The organism is Paenibacillus filicis, assembly GCF_038070315.1.
In the GTDB taxonomy this organism is placed as follows: domain Bacteria; phylum Bacillota; class Bacilli; order Paenibacillales; family NBRC-103111; genus Paenibacillus_G; species Paenibacillus_G filicis.
The window spans coordinates 12631-30005 of record NZ_JBBPCC010000013.1 but is presented as its reverse complement, the minus strand read 5'-3'; the positions used below and the strand labels follow the sequence as shown (position 1 = coordinate 30005).

20 protein-coding genes are annotated in these 17375 nt (G+C 55.8%); 16 read left to right on the top strand and 4 right to left on the bottom strand.

What is annotated here, in order from left to right; all coding sequences use genetic code 11:
* Positions 1-17 precede the first annotated feature (17 nt).
* The 10 genes from WMW72_RS19490 (at position 18) to WMW72_RS19445 (ending at position 7027) form a co-directional block, all read left to right on the top strand.
* Positions 18-572, top strand: coding sequence for a P-loop NTPase family protein (locus tag WMW72_RS19490; RefSeq protein ID WP_341417219.1), 555 nt, complete (start codon positions 18-20; stop codon positions 570-572).
* A gap of 70 nt (positions 573-642) precedes the next feature.
* Entirely contained in the window at positions 643-1074 is a 432-nt protein-coding gene (locus WMW72_RS19485) for a GNAT family N-acetyltransferase (protein ID WP_341417218.1), read from the top strand.
* A gap of 50 nt (positions 1075-1124) precedes the next feature.
* On the top strand, positions 1125-1745 hold the full coding sequence (locus tag WMW72_RS19480; RefSeq protein WP_341417217.1) for a TraX family protein: 621 nt from the start codon (positions 1125-1127) through the stop codon (positions 1743-1745).
* Between the two features lie 164 nt (positions 1746-1909).
* Positions 1910-2644, top strand: coding sequence for a WecB/TagA/CpsF family glycosyltransferase (locus tag WMW72_RS19475; RefSeq protein ID WP_341417216.1), 735 nt, complete (start codon positions 1910-1912; stop codon positions 2642-2644).
* Between the two features lie 20 nt (positions 2645-2664).
* On the top strand, positions 2665-3924 hold the full coding sequence (locus tag WMW72_RS19470) for a cysteine-rich CWC family protein (protein ID WP_341417214.1): 1260 nt from the start codon (positions 2665-2667) through the stop codon (positions 3922-3924).
* A gap of 78 nt (positions 3925-4002) precedes the next feature.
* The gene (locus tag WMW72_RS19465) at positions 4003-4731 is read left to right on the top strand and encodes a ZIP family metal transporter (protein ID WP_341417213.1); all 729 of its coding nucleotides are present in this window, start codon (positions 4003-4005) and stop codon (positions 4729-4731) included.
* Positions 4732-4886: 155 nt separating this feature from the next.
* Complete coding sequence (locus tag WMW72_RS19460; RefSeq protein ID WP_341417212.1) at positions 4887-5096, top strand: DinB family protein; 210 nt, start codon at positions 4887-4889, stop codon at positions 5094-5096.
* 11 nt (positions 5097-5107) lie between these two features.
* Positions 5108-6019, top strand: coding sequence for a sugar phosphate isomerase/epimerase (locus tag WMW72_RS19455; RefSeq protein ID WP_341417211.1), 912 nt, complete (start codon positions 5108-5110; stop codon positions 6017-6019).
* A complete protein-coding gene (locus WMW72_RS19450) occupies positions 6012-6323 on the top strand; it encodes a hypothetical protein (protein WP_341417210.1) in 312 nt (103 codons plus the stop codon). The genes WMW72_RS19455 and WMW72_RS19450 overlap by 8 nt, the downstream gene beginning before the upstream one ends.
* 125 nt (positions 6324-6448) lie before the next feature.
* Positions 6449-7027 (top strand): histidine phosphatase family protein, encoded by a 579-nt coding sequence (locus WMW72_RS19445; RefSeq protein ID WP_341417209.1) that lies wholly within the window; start codon positions 6449-6451, stop codon positions 7025-7027.
* 59 nt (positions 7028-7086) lie between these two features.
* Here the strand turns inward: WMW72_RS19445 and WMW72_RS19440 are convergent, their stop codons facing one another.
* Positions 7087-7461: a VOC family protein gene (locus WMW72_RS19440; protein WP_341417208.1), complete on the bottom strand. Its 375-nt coding sequence runs from the start codon at positions 7459-7461 to the stop codon at positions 7087-7089.
* Between the two features lie 375 nt (positions 7462-7836).
* Between WMW72_RS19440 and WMW72_RS19435 the strand changes: the two genes are divergently transcribed.
* The 6 genes from WMW72_RS19435 (at position 7837) to WMW72_RS35625 (ending at position 14405) form a co-directional block, all read left to right on the top strand.
* On the top strand, positions 7837-8406 hold the full coding sequence (locus tag WMW72_RS19435; RefSeq protein WP_341417207.1) for a GNAT family N-acetyltransferase: 570 nt from the start codon (positions 7837-7839) through the stop codon (positions 8404-8406).
* Between the two features lie 25 nt (positions 8407-8431).
* Entirely contained in the window at positions 8432-8971 is a 540-nt protein-coding gene (locus tag WMW72_RS19430; RefSeq protein WP_341417397.1) for an NUDIX hydrolase, read from the top strand.
* Between the two features lie 212 nt (positions 8972-9183).
* Positions 9184-10716, top strand: a complete 1533-nt coding sequence (locus tag WMW72_RS19425) for an extracellular solute-binding protein (protein ID WP_341417206.1) — start codon at positions 9184-9186, stop codon at positions 10714-10716.
* A gap of 4 nt (positions 10717-10720) precedes the next feature.
* Positions 10721-12565 (top strand): cache domain-containing sensor histidine kinase, encoded by a 1845-nt coding sequence (locus tag WMW72_RS19420; protein WP_341417205.1) that lies wholly within the window; start codon positions 10721-10723, stop codon positions 12563-12565.
* On the top strand, positions 12562-14160 hold the full coding sequence (locus tag WMW72_RS19415; RefSeq protein WP_341417204.1) for a response regulator transcription factor: 1599 nt from the start codon (positions 12562-12564) through the stop codon (positions 14158-14160). Before WMW72_RS19420 ends, WMW72_RS19415 begins: the two co-directional genes overlap by 4 nt.
* Positions 14130-14405 carry a zinc-binding dehydrogenase gene (locus WMW72_RS35625; protein ID WP_423227570.1) on the top strand — a complete coding sequence of 92 codons (276 nt, stop codon included), beginning with the start codon at positions 14130-14132 and terminating at the stop codon, positions 14403-14405. Before WMW72_RS19415 ends, WMW72_RS35625 begins: the two co-directional genes overlap by 31 nt.
* A 453-nt stretch (positions 14406-14858) precedes the next feature.
* On the opposite strand, the gene WMW72_RS19410 is transcribed toward WMW72_RS35625, so the two are convergent.
* The 3 genes from WMW72_RS19410 to WMW72_RS19400 form a co-directional block, all read right to left on the bottom strand.
* Complete coding sequence (locus WMW72_RS19410; protein WP_341417203.1) at positions 14859-15839, bottom strand: NAD-dependent epimerase/dehydratase family protein; 981 nt, start codon at positions 15837-15839, stop codon at positions 14859-14861.
* Positions 15836-16411, bottom strand: a complete 576-nt coding sequence (locus WMW72_RS19405; protein WP_341417202.1) for a TetR/AcrR family transcriptional regulator — start codon at positions 16409-16411, stop codon at positions 15836-15838. Before WMW72_RS19405 ends, WMW72_RS19410 begins: the two co-directional genes overlap by 4 nt.
* A 552-nt stretch (positions 16412-16963) precedes the next feature.
* Complete coding sequence (locus tag WMW72_RS19400) at positions 16964-17089, bottom strand: hypothetical protein (protein ID WP_341417201.1); 126 nt, start codon at positions 17087-17089, stop codon at positions 16964-16966.
* Positions 17090-17375 lie beyond the last annotated feature (286 nt).

Below are 17375 nucleotides of genomic sequence, written 5' to 3'. Positions count from 1 at the left end.
GCGCCGTACCTTGGTCAATGGCCCGCTGCCCGGGCAAAATTCATATCATCGGCTCTGTTGGGAGCGGCAAGACATGGTTGGCCGGACAGGCCGCCGAGCGCTTGTCGCTTCCTCATTATCAGACGGACAATATGGTTTGGATGCGTACAGCGCGAGCCGATATCCGCAATCCCGATGAAATTCGCAGCGCCATCCTGCAGAGCGTGCTCTCCCAGAAGAAATGGATCATCGAAGGGGTTCACCACCGGTGGCTGAGCGAGAGCTTCCGGCAGGCGGATGTCATCATCTATCTCGATCCTCCTGCCAGCAAGAGACGCAATCGGATCATCTCCCGGTTCTTCAGGCAGCGTCTGGGCCTGGAGACGGGAAATTACAAGCAGTCGCTGTGGGATTTGCTGCAGCTGCTGCGCTGGAACCGGGAATTCGACGGACAGAGCCGTCCGGATATTATGAGCCTGCTCCAGCCTTATGAGCATAAGCTGATTGTACTGGATGACAGCAGCGGGCTCGAGCCCTATCTGACAGAATGGACTGCCCAGGCAGAAGTTCGGCTTGAGGCTGCCGGGGATTAAAGCAACAAGGAAGCTTCCTGCGGCAGCTGTGAAGCAAGCCGCAGGAGCTTGAAAACGGAGGAACATGTACATGCTGGTATCCGCTAAAGGACGAATTAAAGAAGAAGCTATCCAAGAGCTGCTGGGCTACTCGGTATTTCCCGATCCCGAGCGCTTGCAGGCCGTTACGGAAGCCTACGAGAATAGCGATGAGCTGGAATTGTATGCTTATGAAGATCAGGAAGAGATCATAGGGATTGTCGGAATTTCAGTATCGCCGGAACGCGAGCTGACCATCGGTCATATTGCCGTGCGTCCGGATATTCGCGGACAGGGGTACGGCAGGGGTCAAGTGCTGGAGCTGATCGAGCTGAAGCAACCCTTACGGATCGTCGCGGAGACGGACGAAGATTCGGTGAATTTTTACCGGAACATCGGGTTTACCGTATTCAGTCTGGGGGAGAAATATCCTGGCGTCGAGCGCTTTCGCTGTGAATATGACGTCGAAGAGGATGAAGCCTAACGACTGGAACGCGTTAGAGCCTGCCTGTGACGGGAAGGGGATGACCTGAGATGTGGCAATGGCTCGCCATGATCACGATGACAATCGACCACATCGGTTACGTATTCTTCCCGGATGATCCGCTCTGGCGGATCGTGGGCCGGGTGGCCTTCCCGGTCTATGCCTATCTGCTCGTGGAAGGGTACAAGCATACGCGGAACGTTGGCAGGTACATGCTGCGGCTGTTGCTGCTGTTCGCCGTCTCGCAGTTGCCCTACATGGCATTGTTTCAGACACAGGAGCTCAATGTGATCGGGACGCTGTTTTTGTCCGTCGTTGTACTCTGGGCACTGGATCAACCTCGCTTGCTGGTGAAAGTACCGCTGGTAGCGGCTTCCGCTATCGTGCTGGCGCTGCTGGATCTGGATTACGGGCTGTATGGACTTGCCCTTGTACTGAGCTACCGGTATATACCCACGGTGTGGGCTGCTGTCGTAGTCCATGCGGTGGCGACGTTCATCTGGTACCGCCAGGTTCCTGTGCAGTATTTCAGCGTGCCAGTGACGCTCCTGCTGCTGTCGGAGGCCGCTCCCAAGGTCAGGCGGGCTCCTGCCTGGTTGTGGCGCAGCTTCTATCCGCTGCATCTGACCGTGCTGTGGCTCGTTCACACATGGCCGCTGTTTACATTCTGAATAGAACCACAACCCGCCGCTTGCTTACAACGGCGGCTTTTTGGCGTGCAGCCGCCTCCGACGGGCGCTTCCGGCATTGGAAGTGTCTCGGTTCCATGTTATGATTAGGTACGGATAATAGCTTGAAACGCTTTCTATCGAATACTACCCGACAGGTGATGAAGATGAGCAAAACACTGCATATACTAGGCGTACCCTTTTCCACAAGAACGATGAATGAAACGATTGAGGAGCTGGAGCAGGCGGTCGGCCAGAAGCGAAGCAAGCCGTTTCATCTGATTACCGCAAATCCGGAGATTGTCATGAAGGCGCAGGACGATGCAGCCTTGCGGCAAATTGTCCAGGACGCGGATATGATTACCCCCGACGGGATCGGGATTATTCTGGCCTCCCGCTGGAAGGGTGCCCCGCTGCCTGAGCGTGTCACAGGCTACGAGCTGCTCTTGAAGCTGCTGGAGCTTGGCCATGCCGGAGGCTGGTCGTTTTATTTCCTTGGCGCCGACGAAGCTACCAATGAGAAGGCGGTGGACACGATACGCGTCAAGTACCCCAATGTGCGTATCGCGGGCCGTCATCATGGCTTCTTCACGCCGGAAGACGAACGGAGAATTGTGGCGGAGGTGCAGACGACTGAGCCGGATTTTCTGATCGTCGCCCTTGGCGCTCCTGGAGCGGAGCGCTGGATTCATAAGCATAAGTCCGATTTGCCGGCCAAGGTGGCGTTTGGCGTAGGCGGAAGCCTCGATGTCATCGCGGGCAAGGTAAAGCGGGCGCCAGTGATCTGGCAGAAGCTTAATCTGGAGTGGCTGTACCGTCTGCTGGCCCAGCCGTCCCGGTGGAGGAGGCAGCTGGTACTGCCGCTCTTCGCCTTGAAGGCATTCCGCGAACGTTCCAAGTAAACGCGAAGGGGGACATGCCCATGACTGGACATGGATACCGGGAGGAAGCGCATCCCCATCCAGAGGCTTCTCGTTGTCCGCTATGCGGACAGGACAACCAGTGCGCGCTGCTGCAAGGTAAGCAGGTGGAAGCTTGCTGGTGCTGGAAAGCCTCCATCCCGAAGGGGCTGCTGGAGAGAATTTCGGATCCGCTCCGCGGCCGGGCTTGCGTCTGTCCGTCCTGTGTGCAGCTGTACCGGAAGGAACAGTGGCAGCCCTCGATGGTTTCGCGGCCCGGACGGAAGGAGGATGCCGAAGCTATTGACGCTTTCCGGCTGCTGCAGGCTTATGCGGATAATGTCCGCGTGACTATAGGAGCTTCGGCTGCTGCCGTGATCGTCATGCAGCATGGCCGAGTGCTTCATGAAGCGTATACAGGGACGCATGGACCGGAATCCGGAGCACGGCGTGTGGATGCACAATCGCGCTTCAATGTGGGTTCCGCCCGGAAGTCGTATCTCGGCTTGGTTATCGCTTGGGCCATCCACGACGGGCTTATCGGCAGCTTGGATGACCCGGTGTCGGCGTATACGCCGGAGCATCAAGATGCGGACTTGCTCTACGGCACGACAATTCGTCATTTGCTGACGCATACGCATGGGCTGAACCGCTCCGGCGGCCGGGATTTCGCTCCGGGCGCCTCTTGGTCTTACAATAATTTCGGCGTGAATTTGCTGATTGAGCTGGCAGGCAGGTTGTATCGCAAGCCTTTCGTACATATATTGGAAGAGCGTATCTTCCGGCCGTGCGGTTTTACCGCGACAGGCTGGGAGAAGCGGCGGCTCGAGGATCTCGTCTGGCTGGACGAAAGCTATCCCGATGACGAGGGAAAGTCTGCAAACTTATTCGTCAGCGCACGTGAACTGGCCAGCTGGGGTCAACTGTATCTGCAGGGCGGCGTATACGAAGGCGCACGCGTCGTGCCTGCGTCCGTGATCCGTCAGGCCATATCCGTAGCAACGCCAGAGGGGTTGGACCTGAGCTGGCCGCGAAACGGCTATTTCTGGCAGGTGCAGGAGCAGCCTTGTGTGCGTACGGAGCTAGGGGACGAGCTGCCCGCTGGCTCGTTTCAAATGCTGGGGATCACCGGCTGTGCCGTGCTAGTCATTCCGGAGCTTGAAATCGTAGCTGTGCGCATGTACAACCAGACCGGTGGCAACCCGGAGGGCTACTCGTACCTGGAGGATATCCGGGGCTTTGGCAATCTGGTGCAGCGGGCTGTGAAGGCCCGGGAGGCGTAACACTCAGGCCCAGGGCTAATGGCCGTCCTGTGCGGGTTCGCTTCCCCGGGCAACCCGTCATGGGGAGGGGCAAAACGCATGGAAGGCTTGCTGCTGGGCAGCGTCTTGTCGGCGCTGTCGACAGGCTTCGGCGCGATACCGATTCTTTTTTTCAAGAAGCTGACGCATCGTTGGAGAGACCTGCTGCTGGCATTCACGGCTGGAGTCATGGTTTCCGCTTCGATGTTCGGCTTGATTCCGCAGGCGCTCGACGTATCGGATACGCTCGTCGTCTCAATCGGCGTCATGATGGGTGTGACTGTCCTGAGCCTGATGGAGAAGCTGATCCCGCATATCGATCTGGAACGTCAGCAGCAGGTGATGTCGGAGAAGGCGTTCTTGATTGTTGCGGCACTTTTGCTCCATAATATTCCAGAGGGACTTTCCGTCGGAGTCAGCTATGCGCATGTCAATTCGGAGCTGGGAGCGGCTGTCGCTATCGGTATCGGATTGCAGAATATGCCGGAGGGGCTGCTGGTTGCGCTGTTCCTGTCGCATCAGGCGATGAGCCGGTGGAAGGCCTTTGTAATTGCTACGCTCACCGGTGTCGTGGAGATTATTGCCGCCCTGATCGGCTACGGAATGACCCGATATGTAGAGGGACTGGTGCCATACGGGCTTTCCTTTGCCGCCGGCGCGATGATGTTTGTCGTCTACAAGGAGCTGATCCCGGAGAGCCATGGAGACGGCAACGAGCGGGTGGCGACATTTTCCTTTATCTTCGGGCTGCTGGCGATGATTATATTGATGGATATTTTCAATGGATGAGAGATGGGGGCGTGTCCCGATGAAGCCATGGAACCGGTTGTTTGAGCATGTAGAGTGGGCGAACAACAGGATTCTGGAGGCACTTCGCAGCGGGGGATGCTGAGGAGCCGGCCCGGGCCTACACGCTGTTCGCTCATATCCTGGGAGCTGAGAAGGTGTGGCTGACCCGGATAGCGGGAGAGGATGCATCGTCCCTGGCGATATGGCCCGAGCCGAGTCTGGAGCTGTGCGAGACGCTGGCGGATATCTTTATCCATGTCGCGCTGCACGGTATGTATCACCGCGGTCAGATCAATTTGCTACTGCGCATGGAGGATAAGCAGCCGGCTTGGGTGGATTACATCCTGTTTACACGCGAGACCTGAGGGAGGCTGTGATGATTCAACATCGGTTTATGATCGGTCAATACGGGGGCTTCGATGATATCAAGTTTGCTCGGGATTTTCGTCGGGGCTTCTACGGAATCGAGGCTTGCCTGCTGGCAAGTCAGGAGGATGTGGACAAGCTGCATGATGCGGCAACGCTCCATTCCTTTACCGTAGGTGTGCACTTCCCGCTGCGCTCGGGACGGTCCGATATGCGGGATGCCCTGTTTCTGGCCCAGGACAAGCTGGTACGGGAGCAGGCCTACGCCTATGCACAAAGCGAGCTGGATGAGATAGTCCCCTTGAAGCCGGCTTATGTACTGTTCCATTATCCGAAGCCTGTGCTGCTGGACGAGCGGGTGGATTGGACCTCTTGGCGCTTCCCGGACCGGCGGGAGTTCGCCTATGCCAGCGAATATACGCTGGACGAACTCGTGCAGCTCAGCGAAGAATTGTTCGCCTGGTTGTCCGCAAGAGGCGAGGAGTATGGTTTTACTCCGGTGCTGGAGTTCGATGCGTTGGAGCCACGCCTGTACGAGGGAGGGCTTATCGAGTCGTTATTGGACAAGTACCCCCGGGTGAGGCTTTGCCTCGATACGGGACGGCTATACTTGCAGGAGTGCGTGGACCCATATTTTCAGGCGCGGGATGTGTTGACGAGGTTTGCCAAGTACGCGGAAGTCATTCATCTGTGGACACTGCGCTATACAGGCCAGGTCGAGTATTATCACTGGCCGGTGCTGCCTGAGCAAAATCCCGATGACGGCTGGGCGCCAATCGCGGACTACTTGCGGATCATCGCCAGGCATAATGAAGGGGCACATATCCAATTCGAGCATCGCTCCGATCAGATTAGCGACGAGGAGATGGACCGGTGTTACCACTGGGTCGAACATCTGCTGCTGCCTGCGGGTCATGAGTGACGCAATTGGGAGAGGGGGCTGGGTAGCCGTGGTACGAAATGTCCTGCAATCGTTGGTATGTGCAGCCGTGCTGCTTCTGATGATTGTCGCAGCGAAGCTGGCATGGGGCTTGTATCTCACTGCTCGTTATGTCCCTGACATCATACAGACCTATTCGTCAGCAGATCATTTGCAGAGTAAGACAAGCATAGGCTTCATCGTGTCACGCTGGAGTATGGGTTGGATGGTGTTAGCCATACTTGCCGCTATGGCGGTTTTTATCGTAGGCAAACTCTGGTGGACAAAGCGAAAACGCACAGCATAGGGCGCATTCGGACAGCAGCATTCGTTGACGTCCAAGCTATGCTTCATTTGTTCCGGTTCAGTCGGTGATGAGGATGCGAGGGCTGCATCCGGCAGCCTATTTCATGTAGAGAGGATGACAGGCAGATGACGCAAATCACATGGATTCGCCACGGCAATACGCAGTGGAACGTAGAGAAGCGGGCTCAAGGGCATACCAATAATCCGCTGAATGAAGCCGGCTTCGCGCAGGCAAGGGCTGTAGCTGCTCGTCTTGCCGGAGAAGTCTGGGACGTTATGTATGCCAGTGACTTGCTGAGGGCGAAGCAGACGGCGGAACATATTGCGGAGGCAGCCGGCATTCCGGTCATTCATTACGATGTCAGGCTGCGTGAGGTTCACGGGGGACTCATCGAGGGGACGACGGAAGAGGAGCGTCTGCAGAGGTGGGGGTCCGACTGGAGAAGCCGTACGGATCTGAACACTGAAACCCCGGAAGAGTCTGCCAAGCGGGGAGGCGCCTTCGTGGCGGAGTTGGAGGAGCGGCATCCCGGTGGGCGGATTCTCATCGTCAGCCATGGAGCCATCATCCGGCGTACCTTGCACGGACTGATTCCGGATATCGCTACGGACCGTCCGCTTTCCAATACTTCCGTCACCGTCATCTCCAAGGCGGGCGACCGCTGGCAATACGACCTTTATGACAGCACGACTCATCTGGATTAATACCTCACAAACTGACAGCCATATCTGAATAGGATATGGCTGTTTGATCTGTGAGATCCTCATAACCATTCTAAAAATTCAAGCCGGTTGCCGAAAGGGTCGTGAAGGTAGAAGCGCTTGACACCTTCTTCAGCCCTTGCTTCATCGTCGATGATCTGAATCTGATACTGGAGCAGATGCTCCCGCAATCGATCGATGTGCTGGATGCGAAAGGCGGGGTGGGCCTTAGTAGCCGGAACGAAGTCCGGTTGTACGCCGATGTGCACCTGATGCTGCCCGCACCGAAACCAGACGCCACCGCGAGCTTGAAGCGGCTCGGGCTTGGGGATTTCCATCCACCCCAGTATGTCGTGATAGAACTGTCGAGCTTCAGCTTCGCATCCGGCAGGAGCGGCCAATTGAACATGGTCCAGTCCCAAGTAAAGATAAGACATGTAGACATGCCTCCTTTTGTTTCATTAAATGAAATCAGGTTTCATGTAATGATCTCATCATATCCAATTTATGTGTGGAAGTCCAGCGAGCCGCTGATTCAACGGTTGTGATTGACTGCCAACACGTATTGCCCCACCGCGCGCTGGGAGCTGCACGCGGTGAAGAAAGTTGTTGGAATAGAAGGCGAAAGCAACTTTTTCCTATATGAAATGCTGGGATGATCCTCTGAAGGTCACTTACAGGGAAGGATAATCGCCAGCAGGTAACGGCCTGTATTCTTTTGCCTGAGGACAGGGTTCAAGCTATAATAAGACGGCAACGTGATTCCGGCTGCTTGCTTGAAAACGACAGTGAACGAAAAGAGGATAATAAAGATGACGAAAAGCAGCTATAGCACCGAACGCTTGAGCCTGGACGTGCTGGATGAGCGCCATGCGCCGATCGTGCTCGATTATATCCGGAGGAACCGTGAATTTCTGGCCCCTTGGGAGCCGCACCGGGCCGAGAGTTTCTATACGGCCGAGGAGCAGGAGAGGCTGCTGCGCGAGGAAGCGGCCGGCATCGAGGCCGGGCGTGGGCTCCGGCTCTGGATTCGCAAGATCGGCGATAAGGAAGAGCGCGTCATAGGCGCTGTGGGACTGAGCAATATCGTGCGGGGCAGCTTCCAATCCTGCCATCTGGGATATAAGCTGGATCAGGCTGAGACTAACCGAGGCTACATGACGGAGGCGCTGCGAGAAGTGATCCGTATCGCGTTCGAGGAGCTCAGGCTGCACCGGATCGAAGCCAATATTATGCCGCGCAATCGGGCGTCGCTCCAGGTGGTGGAGAAGCTGGGCTTCATCTCGGAGGGATTGGCCAAGCAGTATTTGTACATCAATGGAGTGTGGGAGGATCACCTGCATATGACATTGATCAACCAGGCCTGGAAACCAACCGAATAAAGAGTAATGGACTGGAGGGAGCTGTCTGCTTACCTATAATATTTGTTTCATCCAACGCGGAGAGGAACTGCTGCTGCTGAACCGGGAACGCGCTTCCTGGATGGGCTCGTGGAACGGCGTGGGCGGCAAGCTGGAGCAGGGGGAAGCTCCGCGCACAGCCATGCGCCGGGAAATTGCCGAGGAGACCGGTATCCGGCTGGAGGAAGCGGACATCCGATACAAAGGACTGGTCACCTGGGGCAGCGAGGAAGGCGGACTCGGCGGCATGTATCTGTACACGGTGCGCTTGGACCCGGATTATCCGTATCCGACACCCGTCAAGACGGAGGAGGGTATCCTGGATTGGAAGACGACTGAATGGATTCTGCATCCGCAGAATACAGGGGTTGCGGCCAATCTGCCTTCGTACATCCCGCTGATGCTGCAGGACGAGGATTGCTATGACCACCGTTGTTTGTTCAGCGAAGGAAGGCTGTTGTCCGTCGTCTCCGTTCCGGTGCCGACGGATTCGGAAGAGATGTCGGACTACCCTCTGCTTAGGCGGTCCATTCCGTCCTTCTCTTAGAATAGGAAACGTCCGCCGGGGTGCGGGCGTTTTTTTGTACCGTCTTGTTTCTTGTGCAGCCGGTACAGCTTTCCTGAAGCCGCATGCGAGGACTTCTAGGGCTTCAGCGCACTCTTTACCAGAGAACACCAAGGGAAAAAAGGATATTTGACCTAATGCCGCGAAGAAGTGAAGAAGCAACGCTCTACTCAGGGCTAAGAGGAGACATCAGGATGAGGCAAACGGTAAAATGGCTTTCGCTCGCGCTGGCAGGCTTGGCCGGGACAGGACTCGTGACGGCCGGTGTTCTCATACAGTGGCCGGAACGGGCTGCGGGTGTGAAGCTGGCGGAGGAGGATGGCTCTAGGCTGACGGTTTCCGTCGTGCTGGATAGCCTGGGCTTCAGTTTCCCGGAGGGGCTTCATGAGAACAGCAACCCGTATCTGGATTATATCGAGAAGGGAACGAACCTCAAGCTTCGTATTCTGATGCCGCCTGCCGAAGGGTACAATGAGAAGCTTAATGTGATTATGTCCGCACCGCAGCGGCCTGATCTGCTGAATGTGCATAGCGAGGTGTGGCTGGCCAATTACGTGAAGCGGCAGGAGCTGATGCCCCTCGATGAGCTGCTGAAGGAGCACGGGCCTGAGCTGCTTGCCAAGATTCCGAAGGAAGCTTGGGATAAAGTTACTTACAATGGGCGGATCTATGCGGTACCCAGCATTAACGAGACCCCCGGTGTTGAGCTGATGTATGCGCGCAAGGACTGGCTGGACCGGCTGGGTCTGCAGCCGCCACGTACGTTGGATGAATACTACAACGTTTTGAAGGCGTTTACGTACGGCGATCCGGACGGCAACGGCAAGGACGACACGATCGGGCTGCTGCTGATGGAGAATCTGGGGCGAACGGGGCCTTTTTTCGGGGCGTTCGGTGTGCAGCTCGACCAGTGGCAGGAGCAGGGAGGCCAGCTCGTCTATACGGACGTGCAGCCTCAGACCAAGCAGGCCATCGCCTTTCTACGCAAGCTGTATGCCGAGGGGCTAATTGACCCGGAATTTCCTATTAATAAAATCAAGACGGCGGAAGAGAAGATCGCCTCCGGCAAAGTCGGTATGTTCTCCGCCGCCTGGTACGATACCCGGGGGCCGATCGACCAGCATCTGAAGAATGATCCGTCCGCCGAGTGGATTCCGCTTGAATACCCGATCGGGCCTGAAGGCTTGAGCGGCACCTACGCAAGTCCTCTCATCCGGGAGTACAACGTCATCCCGGCGACAAGCGAGCATGCCAAGGAGGCCATCCGCTTACTGAATTTCATAGCGGGCGAGGGGCATCTCACCTTGAAGCTCGGGTTTGAAAATCAGGTCTGGCGGAAGAGAAATGGGCAGATGGAGACGGATTTCGAAACGCATAAGCAGCAAATCTATCGAGGCATTTATTCATCTCTGGTCGACATCCCTGAGCCGGAGATTACGAAACGGCGGCTGGATTCCCTCGGTATGCAATTCCATCTGTATGAGAATCTGCAGCGCATCGAAGCCCGTTTGATCCCAAATCGGTTCAACGGCCTGCCAACCCCGGCTATGGGCAAGTACAACCAGAAGCTGTCCGAGCTTCAGGACGTATTCGTGCGAATGATCGCAGGCGTGACACCACTGGACCAATTCGAGGATTATGCCCGCTGGTGGGAGCGGGAAGGCGGCCGGGAGATAACCGCAGAAGTCAACAACTGGTACCAAGCAGCCAAGAATAGGGAGAGATGACGGTATGTTCAGATGGATGTACAGCCAATATACGCAAAAAATCCAGCTGCGCCTTACGGTTTATTTCTTACTGCTGCTGCTGCCCCTGGTTATTGTGAGTTTGTATGTGAATTTCCGCTCGCAGACCGTATTGCTGAAGCAGGCGGAGGAACGAACGCGCGGAGCTCTGACGTCATCCATGGACTATATCGACCTGTCCCTGCAGAATGTCGAGGAATTCTCCACGCTTGTCGCCACGGATACGAATATGCTGCGTCTCCTGAATCAAGTCGGACCGAGCCTGACGGCGCAGTCTTATGTGAATTTCGCAGATATCGTCAAGCAATTATCCAGTCTGACCTCCATCAATCACCTGATCTCTCATGTGGCGCTGTATCATTCTCCCTCTCGGATGCTGCTGTCCACCACGCAGGGGGGCAAAAGGATCGAGCGTCCGCTCCATCTGCTAGAGCTGAACACGATCGCCGAGACCAAGGGGACGGGCATCGTGTATATGATGCCGGATACGCCGTTTCCCGAGAACGAGACATTCGGTTCGATCACAGGCACCGGAAGCATCTCGCTGGTACGGACGATGGATCTGAACAACCCGGACCGTGCGCCGAATCTGCTTATGATCAGTCTCAATAAGGAGAAGCTGCTGGATCTGATCCGTTCCCTGCTACCTTCGCCCGGTGCACAGATTTATTTGTACTCGGACGAGGGGAAGCTGGTCACCGGCACCGGTGACCGTGGACAGACGCTGCTGAAGGAGGCGGAAGCGGGGCTTGATTCGGAGGAGTTCACGGTTCGGGTGGATTCCCGTTATTACAAGTGGTCGCTCGTCCTCGTGCAGCCGAAGGCGGAGCTGTACCGGGAGACGACGATGACGCGTCTGTACACGTACGTCATCATTGGCGTAAGCGTGATCCTGGCGCTGCTGATCTCCTGGGCCGTATACAGCGGGATCGCTTCTCCCGTCCAGAAGCTGATGAAGGGGATGAAGTGGGTCGGCAGCGGCAACTTCAACATCAGGCTCGAGAATGATCGGACCGATGAGCTCGGCTTCCTGACTCGCTCGTTCAATAAGATGGTCGAGGAGCAGCAGTATCTGATCGAAAATTATTACGAGCAGCAGCTGCGCCTGGCGCATACGGAGCTGAAATTTCTGCAGTCGCAGATCAATCCCCACTTTCTATACAATACGCTGGATTCGATCTATTGGACGGCCAAAAATTACGATGCCGAGGAGATCAGCGAGATGGTGCTGAATCTGTCCAGCTTCTTCCGGCTCAGCCTGGGGAAGGGCCGGGAGACCTTCAGCCTGGAGGAGACGGTGACACATCTTCATTACTACATACGTGTGCAGCAGCTCCGTTTCCTGGATTCGTTCACCGTCCGTTATGAGCTGCAGGAGGAATCGAAGAAAATTCCGCTGCTCAAGCTGATGCTTCAGCCTCTCGTCGAGAATGCGATTCTGCACGGGCTGGATTCCCGGCAGGGCGGGGAGCTGCTGATCTCGAGCCGGATCGCGGAGGACCGCCTGCGCATAGCCGTTCAGGACAATGGCAAGGGAATGCCTCCTGCCCGGCTGGCCTATATCCGCAGCGAGCTGGCCCGTCTGGCCGCGCTGGAAGCGGGACCGCTGTCGTATCTGGAGCATGGAGCCAAGGATCTATACGGGCTGCGCAATGTCAGCTCACGGATTAAAATCTGGTACGGACCGGAGGCAGAGCTGACGGTCGATAGCAGCGAGGGAGCAGGCACGACGGTGACGATATCGCTGCCGCTGAACCGGTGCAAGGACGAATTCAAACCGGCATCGCCGGCGGTGGCGGCAACCCAACAGCATGAGGTGAAGGGCACATGAATGTATTGATCGTAGAAGATGAAGTCCGGCTACGCAACAGCCTGGCTTATAATATTCCCTGGGAGGATCACGGGATCGAGATTGTCGGGATGGCGGAGAACGGCGTGCAGGCGCTGCAGCTGTTCGACCGCAAGAAGCCGGATATCGTACTGATGGACATCCAGATGCCGGAGATGGACGGGATTACGCTGGCCCGCGAGCTGAAGCGGAAGGATGCGCTCGTCAAACTCATTATCCTGAGCGGGCATGACACCTTCGAGTTCGCCCAGAGCGCGCTGGAGCTGGGGGTCGTCAAGTATTTGCTCAAGCCTGCCGGAGAGGAAGAGATCGTGCAGGCGGTGGTTGAGGCCGCGCAGCTGCTACGGAGAGAGCTGGAGCGGCTGAACCACCAGATGCAGCTGGAGGTACGGTGGGAGCAGCATCTGCCGTATTTGCGCAACGTCTACATGCAGCAGTGGATCAGCGGCAAGTACGACCTGTGGGAGGTATGGCAGTACAGTCATGATGTGCAGATCGATCTGCAGCCGGATTGGCAGTATGCGCTTGTCGTGCTGGACATGGACCCGCTCTCTGACGAAGAGACGAGGTTCAGTGCCAAGGATAGGCCGCTGCTGCTGTTCTCCTTGAACAGCATCGTGACGGAGCTACTGCAGTCCGCAGATGCCTGGGTGTGTACGGATGCTGAGGAGCAGACTGTCGTGCTGTTCTATGCCCCGCGGGAGTCGGAGCCCAATGAGCACCTGCTCCGGGTGAATACGACGGTGGACCGGCTGCTGGCCAAGGTCCAGGAGTTCCTGAAGGTATCCGCCAGCGGGGGGATCAGCGGAAGCACCGGAGGCTGGGAGGACGTCAGCAGGCTGTATGGGCAGGCTGCCAAGGCGCTGCAGAATCGTAAGCTGTACGGGCGGGGAATCGCCATTCCTTACCGGGAGGAGCAGCAGGCCGAGTATACGGTGCTGGAGGTTCAGCCCAATCTGGAGAAGGCGCTTGAGATTGCGCTGGAGACCGGAGATGCGGATAAGGCGCGCGCTGTCGCCGACGAGCTGTGGGCACTGGGTCTCGGCAAAGCGGAGCAGCTCGATGAGGTGCATGAGCATGTGATGTACCTGGGCGGTCTGCTGGTCCGGATTATCCAGAAGCAGGGCTGGCGTGTGAAGGAGGTTGTCGGAGATGACTATGTGCTGTTCCAGAACTCTCAGCTTCTGGCGGCCAAGGAACAGATCCAGAGCTGGTTATACCGGACGGTGGAGCATATCGTTGCGCAAGTCAACCGGCAGCGGAAGGCGGTCAGCCATCATACGGTCAAGTGGATCTTGAACATGGTGGAGGAGGAGATCGACAAGGAAATTACCCTGCATACGGTGGCAGACCGGCTGTATGTCAATTCCTCCTACCTCAGCCGGCTGTTCAAGCAGGAGACAGGCAAGCCCTTCTCCACCTATGTGCTGGAGCGCAAGATGGAACGAGCCAAAACCGCTCTGCAGAAGGGCGCCAAGGTGTATGATGCAGCGAACCTCGTCGGCTACCGGGACGTGAGCTATTTCACCAAGGTATTCCGCAAGTATTGGGGTGTGACCCCCAGGGAAATGAAGTAAGTTCCCGCTGCGCAAATTTATCCAAAAAGTACGTGAAACCAAACGGACGACTGGTGACTATCGGCGGCCAACCGAATGAAAAGCGGGTAAAAGAGCAGGGCATTACGGTCATTTCATACATTGGATCTCCAAGCATGGACCAGCTAGGGGCTATCGCTAAGTTGGTTTCGGAAGGGAAAGTAGATGTTAAGATTACAGAAACTTTCCCAATGACACTAGAAGGCGTGCGAATGCGCATAGGCTGAGCGAAACGGGGCACGCAAGGGGGAAAATCATCGTTAAGGCAAAATGAATTGTGCGTAATAGCGTGAACTGAGGTCACTTGTTTCAGGTTCTTCAGGCTCGACCGATTTGGATCACGAAAGGATGTCGGCAATAAGGACTCACGTGCATGCGCGAGTCCCTTGCTGTCATTTCTACTACAATTAACAATCGATTAACCATAATTGCTCTTGTGCATACGGGCTGTGAAAATTGTGTAAGGAGTATAAATCCACCTACATGAAGCCTCATACTGCAGGCAACTGTCAGACTTAATTCAATCCGTCCCCTTAGTTATACATAGTGATGAGAAAATAATGTTATGAGTTACAGACTCGGCTTGCCGCCACGGCTTCGATGCTGTCTGCCACATCGACAAAAAGCGCAAGTCCAGAGAACGACTAGCCGGCGATTGCCGTCGTTCGCCCTCCAAAGCACTATCGTCGAGCAGATGGTTCCTCATAGCTTTGCAAGCCGGCGCCGCGCAATGTTCTTCCGACATAGCCCAACTCTCGACGTGCAGCGGCATCGTTGACTGTGAACTCACGCCCGATCATGCGTATCATCGAGCGTGAGATCGGCGGATCGCCGTCTTTCCGCGTGACGGCCCAGATAGTGTCGAGCAGCCGGCCAATGCCAGAGGCAAGCCAGTAGGGCATCGAACGCAGCTTATCGATGGACAGGCCCTGCAAGTTCGCGAGCGAGGAGACGAACTCACTGAAAGTCTGCCCTTCCTGGTCTTTGATGAAGAAGGCATGACCGCCTTCTCCGCGTTCAAGAGCGCATTGTATGGCTTCGACCACATTGTCCACGTGGCAGGTTGCAAAAGCGTAGTCGCCGCGGTCGATGAAGGCGAACTGTCCAGATCTAACTGCTTCGGGAAGGGCTCGACTAAACGGATCACCAGGCCCCCAGATAGCCGGTGGGCGGAGCGCGATGGTGCGAAAGCCGGGTTTGTTGGCTGCCAGAACCAATGGCTCGGCCCGTGCCTTGCTCGCCAGGTAGGCGGAGAAGTGGTTCGGGAAAGTTGGCGCGCTTTCATCGGCGTCGCGAATGGGGGTACCGCCATTATCCATGAGGATCCCCGCCGCGCTGATGTAGACGAATGTCTTCGCACCGGCGGACTCAGCTGCCTTCAACAAGGCTACGGTGCCATCGACGTTGGTACGGAAGAAGGGTTCGCGAGGCCCTGAGAAGCGGAACAGGGCGGCCGCGTGCACAACCGCATCAATCACCGGCAATATGAGTGGCGTGTTGCTTTCGAGATCGGCATCGACTGGCGTCGCACCCATGGACTTGAGTTTGGCGTGAGATGATGTGGAGCGTGTGAGAGCGAAAATCTCGTGACCGTCCTCCACGAGCTTCGTGATCAGGCGCCCGCCGAGCAGACCGGTGCCTCCCGTGACGAGAATTTTCATTGTGTTCGTCCTTTCTGTTCGGGATTTAGGATGGACCGTATGGCGCCCTCGCGGATTTGCTCCAGGACCTCAGAAGTGGGTGGCAGCACCTTGCGCAGCCGAGCTGTGACGTGAAGTAGGGATGCAGCATTCGCAGACGCCCACATGAGATCGGCAGCCACCTCCACCGTCGGCCTGAGTCGGCCCTCAGCGGCGATGGCCGCGATCCGTTGGATCAGGAGCGCAAAGGCCTGCTCGGCGGCGGGAATTTCAGAGTCGTCGAGAACGCGGCTCATCATCACCGCGTAGAGCCGTGGACGAGCCGCCGCGAAGCGCACGTAATCGTCCCAGCCCTCGCGTAGCGCCATCACCGGATCGGAGGATTGGGTGGCAGTCCTTTTGCTTTGGAGAAACTGTGCAAATGCTTCCGTAATGGCGGCGCTCAGAAGCCCGTCAGCGCTGCCGAAGTGATGGTACAGCGTCGGTGCGGTCACCTTCGCAATTGCGCAGACGGAGCGTGTCGAGAACTGTGTCTCGCCCTCTTCCTCGAGAACTTGTAAAGCCGCATTGAGCAGAGTGTCGTGTGTATTCATGTGACCAATATAGCACAGCTATATTGGTTTGTCTATAGCGATGCTATATTGGTGCCGACATCTTCCTGCAGCGGTGAAATAATCGTTGCCACGATTTTCCCGCCTATACCGGGAGTGGATTCGATAATCTGATACTCTTCAATCTCAACAGCGAGTGCAGCTATCTCACTTTCGATGGCGGATAGATGCTCTTTTTATTGAAGCAGCATCTGAATATAGAATTGCAGTCCGAAGACTGGCTTTATTGACGTGCCTGTCGAAAAGGATTCCTTATAGCAGCCGCAATGAGTTTCTTCGCTCTGTCTACAGCCTAGTTCCTCGAACGACTCGGACACAGTAATTCAAATCTGTTTGCCAAGTCAGCTTCATACACGTCAAGAACAGCTTGTGCTGTCGGGAATTCAGATAAGAGTTTCAGCGATAGGAACGTCAAATAGGCCCCACCTAGCAGCCAGATGGGAGCCCGTGTATGATGGATGAAGATTATGGCGTGCGGCAAGTGACCGGAAGTGATGAAGACCACGGCATAAACGGTTCCAAGGCCTGCGGTGCTTAGAGATCGGGAAGTTGCGGCAATTGTTCGAACAAGGTTGCCGCCAAAGCTGACATAAATCTAGCTTTATTAGTTATGCCATTGTTTTCTTGGCCAAACCCTTCGTGGTTTTTTATATCATCCATAAAGCTAATCACCTAAGTAAACTTGATTTTACTTTTGAAGTAGACTGGACAGGTTTATTATCTCAGTCACTTCTCCGAAGAATTTGATATCCAGTCAGATGATTTTGTGAGTATGATCAAGGTAATACACGATGATTACATTTGTTAAACTCCCTCGGTACGATGCAGTTTTCTCACTTCATCCTTGTTCTTCTTATTACCAAAGGAGTTCATACATTAAACATTGACTCCTTCTGAAGACAGGGGTATAGTTAATTCATATTATTAAATTGAATTTAATAACCAT